The sequence below is a fragment of the Parafrankia discariae genome, assembly GCF_000373365.1.
Lineage (GTDB): Bacteria > Actinomycetota > Actinomycetes > Frankiales > Frankiaceae > Parafrankia > Parafrankia discariae.
Genome location: NZ_KB891138.1, coordinates 1 through 5,736 on the forward strand (window position 1 = coordinate 1; position 5,736 = coordinate 5,736).

6 protein-coding genes and 1 pseudogene are annotated in these 5,736 nt (G+C 71.3%); 2 read left to right on the plus strand and 5 right to left on the minus strand.

Features of this window, described 5'->3' with window-relative positions:
• The coding region (locus tag B056_RS44160; RefSeq protein ID WP_018501264.1) for a transposase at positions 1-261 on the plus strand (261 nt) is incomplete at its 5' end.
• A gap of 207 nt (positions 262-468) precedes the next feature.
• On the opposite strand, the gene B056_RS0107470 is transcribed toward B056_RS44160, so the two are convergent.
• From B056_RS0107470 to B056_RS0107485, 4 genes are all read right to left on the minus strand, one after another.
• Complete coding sequence (locus B056_RS0107470; RefSeq protein WP_018501265.1) at positions 469-2,037, minus strand: class I adenylate-forming enzyme family protein; 1,569 nt, start codon at positions 2,035-2,037, stop codon at positions 469-471.
• A 203-nt stretch (positions 2,038-2,240) separates the two neighbouring features.
• Positions 2,241-3,104 carry a TIGR03620 family F420-dependent LLM class oxidoreductase gene (locus B056_RS0107475; RefSeq protein WP_018501266.1) on the minus strand — a complete coding sequence of 288 codons (864 nt, stop codon included), beginning with the start codon at positions 3,102-3,104 and terminating at the stop codon, positions 2,241-2,243.
• A gap of 79 nt (positions 3,105-3,183) precedes the next feature.
• The gene (locus B056_RS0107480) at positions 3,184-3,519 is read right to left on the minus strand and encodes a hypothetical protein (RefSeq protein ID WP_018501267.1); all 336 of its coding nucleotides are present in this window, start codon (positions 3,517-3,519) and stop codon (positions 3,184-3,186) included.
• Between the two features lie 124 nt (positions 3,520-3,643).
• Positions 3,644-4,342 carry a M50 family metallopeptidase gene (locus B056_RS0107485; RefSeq protein ID WP_018501268.1) on the minus strand — a complete coding sequence of 233 codons (699 nt, stop codon included), beginning with the start codon at positions 4,340-4,342 and terminating at the stop codon, positions 3,644-3,646.
• A 166-nt stretch (positions 4,343-4,508) separates the two neighbouring features.
• Here B056_RS0107485 and B056_RS0107490 point away from each other — a divergent pair, with 166 nt between their 5' ends.
• Positions 4,509-5,285, plus strand: coding sequence for a peptidoglycan-binding protein (locus B056_RS0107490; protein WP_018501269.1), 777 nt, complete (start codon positions 4,509-4,511; stop codon positions 5,283-5,285).
• Positions 5,286-5,471: 186 nt separating this feature from the next.
• Here the strand turns inward: B056_RS0107490 and B056_RS0107495 are convergent.
• Positions 5,472-5,736, minus strand: a pseudogene (locus B056_RS0107495) (IS5 family transposase); the annotation flags it as partial.

A 5,736-nucleotide genomic window follows, 5' to 3' on the forward strand; every position in this document is an offset into this window, starting at 1 on the left:
CGCGCGGACAAGGCCTATGACCAGCCGGATCTGCGTCGCTTCCTGCGCCGGCGCCGTATCGCCGGGCGTATCGCCCGACGCGGGGTGGAGAGCACCGAACGCCTCGGCCGGCACCGGTGGAAGATCGAAAGGACTATCGCGTGGCTTGACGGCTACCGCCGGCTGACCGTCCGCTACGAACGCAACGGCCGTAACTTCCTCGGGTTCCTCTGCCTGGCCGCCGCGATCACCTGCTGGAAGAAACTCCCGCACCCCACGTGAGACATGCTCTAAGTCATGCTCCGGTCCTGTCGTTGGTGTGACGGCGTACGGTGACCGACCGGTCCGGCGTGCCCTCCGCCCGCCTCTGTCTGCCGCCTCGCACCGGCCGCCTCGCCCCGCGGGCCGGCCGGCCAACGCGGCCGCCCTCGCGCCCGAGCGCACACCCGGCCTCGGGGCGGACGACAACTGCCAACCCCGCACGCACGCCTATTTCAACCGGCCTTCCTGGATCAGTGCGCGCAGGCCCCGGCGGTCCGGCTTGCCGCTCGGCAGGGCCGGCACCTCGTCGTCCGCGGCGACGATCCACCGGGTCGGGACCTTGTAGCTGGACAGGAGCGTGCGGGTGCGCGCGGTCAGACCGGCCACGTCGACGTCCGAGTGGCCGCCGGTGCCGGCCGGGACGACGACCACACACACCTCCTCCCCGCGGGTCGGATGTCCGACGCCGGTCACGACGCAGTGCGCCACCTCGGGGAACTCCTCGATGACGGCCTCGACCTCACGCGGCGACACGTTCGAACCGGCGACCTTGACGAGTTCGCTGTCCCGGCCGACGTAGAACAGCCGCGGGTCGCCCGTCCTGCGGTAGACACGGTCGCTGGTGTGGTACCAGCCGTCCGCGTCGAAGACCTCCGCGCGTTCGCGCTTGTTGTAGCCGGCCATCGAACCGACGCCGCGGATGAGCAGCTCGCCGACGGTCCCGTCCGGGACACGCTCGCCGTCGGCGTCGACGATCGCGGTCTCGGTGAACGCGAAGCTGCCGCCGGACTCGGTCAGGCTGCGGTGGATCGGATGGCCGTCCGGGACCCCCGACATCGCCAGGTCCACCGGCCCCTCCCGCAGCGCGGGGGCGCTGCTCAGATCCCGGCTGGGGAAGGACGGGTGCAGCCGCAGCTGCTGGGTGAACGCCGGCCAGCCGACGACGCCGTTCGCCCGCTCCCGCTCGGCCAGATCGAGCGCCGGCCCGGCTTCCAGCCGCTCCAGGACCAGCACCGCGACGGGTGCGTGCAGCGCGCCGGTCGCGGCCAGGATGCCACCGATCCAGAAGAACGGCATGGCGCACAGGATGCGCGGCCCGTGGTCGACGCCGGTGAGGTGGCGGATCGCCGCCGGCCAGGTGGACGTCTGGCGCACCAGCGTTCCGTGGGTGTGCAGGACGCCCTTCGGGTCGGCGGTGGAACCGGAGGTGTGCACCATGATCGCCAGATCGGCCGGGGTGACCTCGGCCTGCACCGCGGCGAGCAGCTCGGCCCGCACCACCGGCGAGTCCCGCGGATCCCACCGGGTGGCCCAGCCCCGGTCGGTCCGCCCGGTCAGCACGATCCGCCGCAGGTACGGCGCACCCGCCAGCTCGAGCTGCCCGGCCGGCTGCCCGGTCAGTTCGGGGAACGCCGTCTCGAACCGTTCGGCGACGTCGATCCGCAGCACGGTCGTCGGCGCGACCAGCAGCTGCACGTCAGCCAGCCGGGCGACCTTGGTGATCTCCGCCGCCGGGTACAGGGTGCTGAGCGGAACGGCGACCGCCCCGATCCGGCTCACCGCCAGCCACCAGAGCGCCCACTCGACCCCGCTGGGGAAGAACAGGCCCACCCGGGTGCCCTTGCCGACGCCCTCGTGCAGCAGCCACCGGGCCATCCGGGCGGACCTTTCGTCCGCCTCGGCGTAGGTCAGCCGGTCGGTGAGGGAGACGATGTAGTCGGCCGAACCGAACTCCCGGGCGCAGCGCCCCAACAGGTCAGGGATTGTCGGCCGGATCTCGTCGCCGCTCGGCGTCATCGCCCTCGCTCCGTCCTTCAGCCGGTGGCGGCGCCGGGTTCGGCCCCGAGGCGAGGACGGCGCCCACGCCACGGCGGAGCCGCACGGCCTGACCGCCGTCGCCTGACCGCTGTCGCCCGAGCGCCGTCGCCCGACCCTCGGACGGGCCCGCCACCGCACATGCTCCCAGAACGGGCCCGCCCACCCACCGCCTCGCCCCTCGGTCAGGGCAGCAACGCCTCGGCGAATCGGCGCAGCCACCGCTCGAAGTACTCGGCCTCGCCGCTGAGCCGCAGGACGACCTGGTCGGCGCCGGCGGTGTGGTACTCACCGATGCGGGTGACGATCGTGTCGAGATCCCCCCAGGCGGTCACCGCGTCGACGAATCTGGTGTCGAGGTCGGCGATCTCGGAGTCGGTGAAGCCCATCCGGAGGAAGTTGCGGTGGTAGCCGGGCACCGTGCGCAGGAAGCTCAGCCCCGCGGTGGCCGCGGCGCGGGCGGTGGCCGGGTCGGTCTCGGGCACGACCGTCAGCAGCACAGCCAACGCCGCGCCCGGGCCGAGCGTCGCCCGCGCCTGTTCGACGTATTCCGGGGTCACCAGGTACGGGTAGGCGCCGGCGGCGCGATCACGGGCGAGCGCGAGGACCGCCGGGCCCAGCGCGGCGAGCACGCGGGACGTCGCGGGCACCACCGGTGCGCCGGCGTCGCCGTGGCCGTCGCCGGCGGGGCTGTCGGGGCCGTCGAGGTCGTCCAGGTAGGAGTTGAGCGTTCGCAGCGGTCTGGGGCCGTGCGCGCCGCCGAGGCCGACGACGAACCTGCCGGGCGCCGCCTTCTCGAGGTCCGCGTACGCTCGCGCCACCTCGCGGGCCGGCACGACGTCCACCGAGAGGATGCCGCTGGCCACCTGGATGCGCTCCGTCGCACGCACGACCCGGTCGATGACCGGCAGGTTGTTGCCCTGGCCGCCAGCCAGCCACACGGTCGAGTAGCCCGCGGCCTCCGCCTTCCGCGCGAGATCGATCTCGGCGTCGGGATGGTCCGCCGCGAGCCCGGAAGCCGCGATTCCGATCGGTCCAAGAGTCACCATGACTGGCACAATGTCACGGTGGGCATCAGGTGTTCCGGCAGGCTTTTCCGGCCGGCTTGAAGTGTCGTGGTAGGCCTGATCACCGCCGGGGTTGCCCGGACACACCGGATCTGACGGGGGCCCGTTCCCGACGCCGCTCCCAGAACAACGGCCAGATCAGGGGGAACGCCGCGCCGACACACCCCACACCGGCCGCCGTGGACCACCAGCCCGCGGCCGTCACCAGGATCATGGTCAGAATCACGAAGAACGGGGCGGTCAACGCGAGCAGCGCCCCGCTGGCGACACCGTCCCGGTTGACACAGGCCGCCGCCGCTACAGCGCACAGCACCGCCGGACCGACGAGAACCAGCAACATCCCGGCGAGCACGGAGAACGGGAGCGCCAACAGTGTCACCGGCAGTGCGAGGGACACGATGGTCCGGGTTGCCGCACCCGCTGGCCGCGCCGGCCCTGAGCCACCGAAATCATAGGTCCGAGCCATGAGCCTCATCTCCCATCGTTCGTCCACCCGGCTTCAATCCACCGCTCGGCACCGTTCAGCCGTCGAGTAGCAGCCGGCCGCCGAGGATCAGGCAGTAAAAGTCGACAGCGTAGAAGACCGCTATCCACACCGCCGCCGGCAGATGCGTCAACCTGCCCAACACGTCGGCGTCCGAGGATCGGGAGAACCGCCGGGCCCGCCGAAGAACACCCAACGACCGGATCGCCGCTAACAGCAGAAACCAGCTCACCGTGCAGGCCGCGAACAGCTGCACTCCCGGGGAGCCCTCGGTCGCCACCAGGATGAGAAACGCCAGCATGACGCCTACGACCAGCACGCCGAAGGCGTTCTCCACCACCAGCAGCAGACTGACGGTCGCCAGACCGCCAAGGATCAGCGTAGCCGTGACATTACCGCTCGACAACAGTGCGGCGCCGGCGAGGCCGAACAGCGAGGGTGCCGTATAACCGGCCGCCGCGACAGCCAGCCAACCGAGGCCGCGCGACCGGCCGTAGGAGAAGGTCACCCCGCTCTGGTCACGCTCGAGCCGAACGGCCACGAACAGCCGACTGACCAGGAAAGCCACCAGGGCGTGACCGCCCTCGTGAACCGCTGTGTCGAGGTGCCCCATACGCTTCCAGAACGGCCGCGCGCCGACCAGCAGAAGCGCGCAGAGACAGGAGGCGAATCCGGTGGACCGGGACGGCGCCAGGTCCACCGCCGCCGCCAACAGGCGTGCATGATCGACGTCCACCGAGACCCCCGTCCCTCGTGACCATGGTCGCGCATCAGACCCGCGGCCGGGTATTTCCCGGGGATTTCGGGGCAGGCCGACAAGGACCGCGGCCCGGTGCGTGGCGCACAGCGCACAGCGCACGGCGCGACGGACGAGATGAACGGACGAGACGAGAGGAGGCGCCGTGACCACACCGGACCGGGTGCGCGTGGGCCGGGGCAGCTGGCCGAAGGACGGTTACGGGGGCACGGTCGACGCCGCCGGAACCGGCTTCGGTCCCTACTACGGGGTCGGTGCCGGCGAGAAAGCTCCCGAGGGCGGCAGCCAGGACGACATCGCCGCCGTGCGTGCCGCCGTGAAGGCGATCCAGCGGGCGCTGAACTGGCACAACGGGCCGGGCACCCCGATCCCGACGGACGGCCGGTTCGCCGAGCGGACGAGGGCCGCGGTGCTCGCCTTCCAACAGGGCAGACAGCAGGTCATCAACCAGGACATGTACTTCGTCGCCACCGAGCGCAACCCGCCGGGCCTGGTGCACAAGGAGACCTCGTACGCGCTGTTCATGCCGATCGCCGACCGGTACGCGACCAAGTACACCGTTCCGCGTGGACTGCTGCGGGGCGTGACGGCGCTGGAGAGCAACTGGGACCCCGGGGCCGTCGGCTACTGGACCAACTCCGATTTCGGGCTCTGCCAGTGGAACACCACGCTGCCGGACGTCACGAAGGACCGGGCGCTCGATCCGTACTGGGCGCTTGATTCGACCGCCAGGGCGATGCGTGAGCGGTACGACTCCGACCGGTGGGGCCACAACTGGACGTACGTGATCGTCGCCCACAACGTGCCCACGTGGGCCGCCGAATGGGCGCAGGGCAAGCTCTCGGCGACCAACCCCGACGACCGGCCGAAGCTCGACCGCATGACCGGCTACCTGACCAACGTGCTCGCCCGGACCTGGTGACGGGAACGACCGAGCCGTCGGCGGGTCGGCCGCGCAGGGCGGCGGCGGTCGCGGCGACAACCGCGGCGCGATGCCGTCGATCACGAGCGGCGCCGGGTTGCGCGTGATGTGGGGAGAGAGTTCGGCCCCGCGAGCAGCGGACGGGCGGTCGGGGTGTCTCAGTGCCTGTCCTGAATCTTGATGTTCTTAGCTCTCGGTCGCCTTTCTGGGGGTCCAGCGTGAGGCAGGGGCACGACGAGCGAGGCGGCGGACCATGGTGCGGATCATGGCCCAGTAGACGAAGGTGGCGGAGCTGGCCGGGTCACGTTCGTAGTCGCGGGCGAGACGACGGTGGCCGGTGATCCACGCCAGGGTGCGTTCCACGACCCAGCGTTTCGGGAGCGGCTGGAAGCCTTTCTGGCCTTCTTTCTTCCGGACGATCTCCACGGTGGTCTTCACGACGCTGGCGGCC

What these genes read in the sequence shown, in the direction of transcription:
- B056_RS0107470 (WP_018501265.1), bottom strand. Translation starts at nt 2,037, where the DNA reads ATGACGCCGAGCGGCGACGAGATCCGGCCGACAATCCCTGACCTGTTG.
- B056_RS0107475 (WP_018501266.1), bottom strand. Translation starts at nt 3,104, where the DNA reads ATGGTGACTCTTGGACCGATCGGAATCGCGGCTTCCGGGCTCGCGGCG.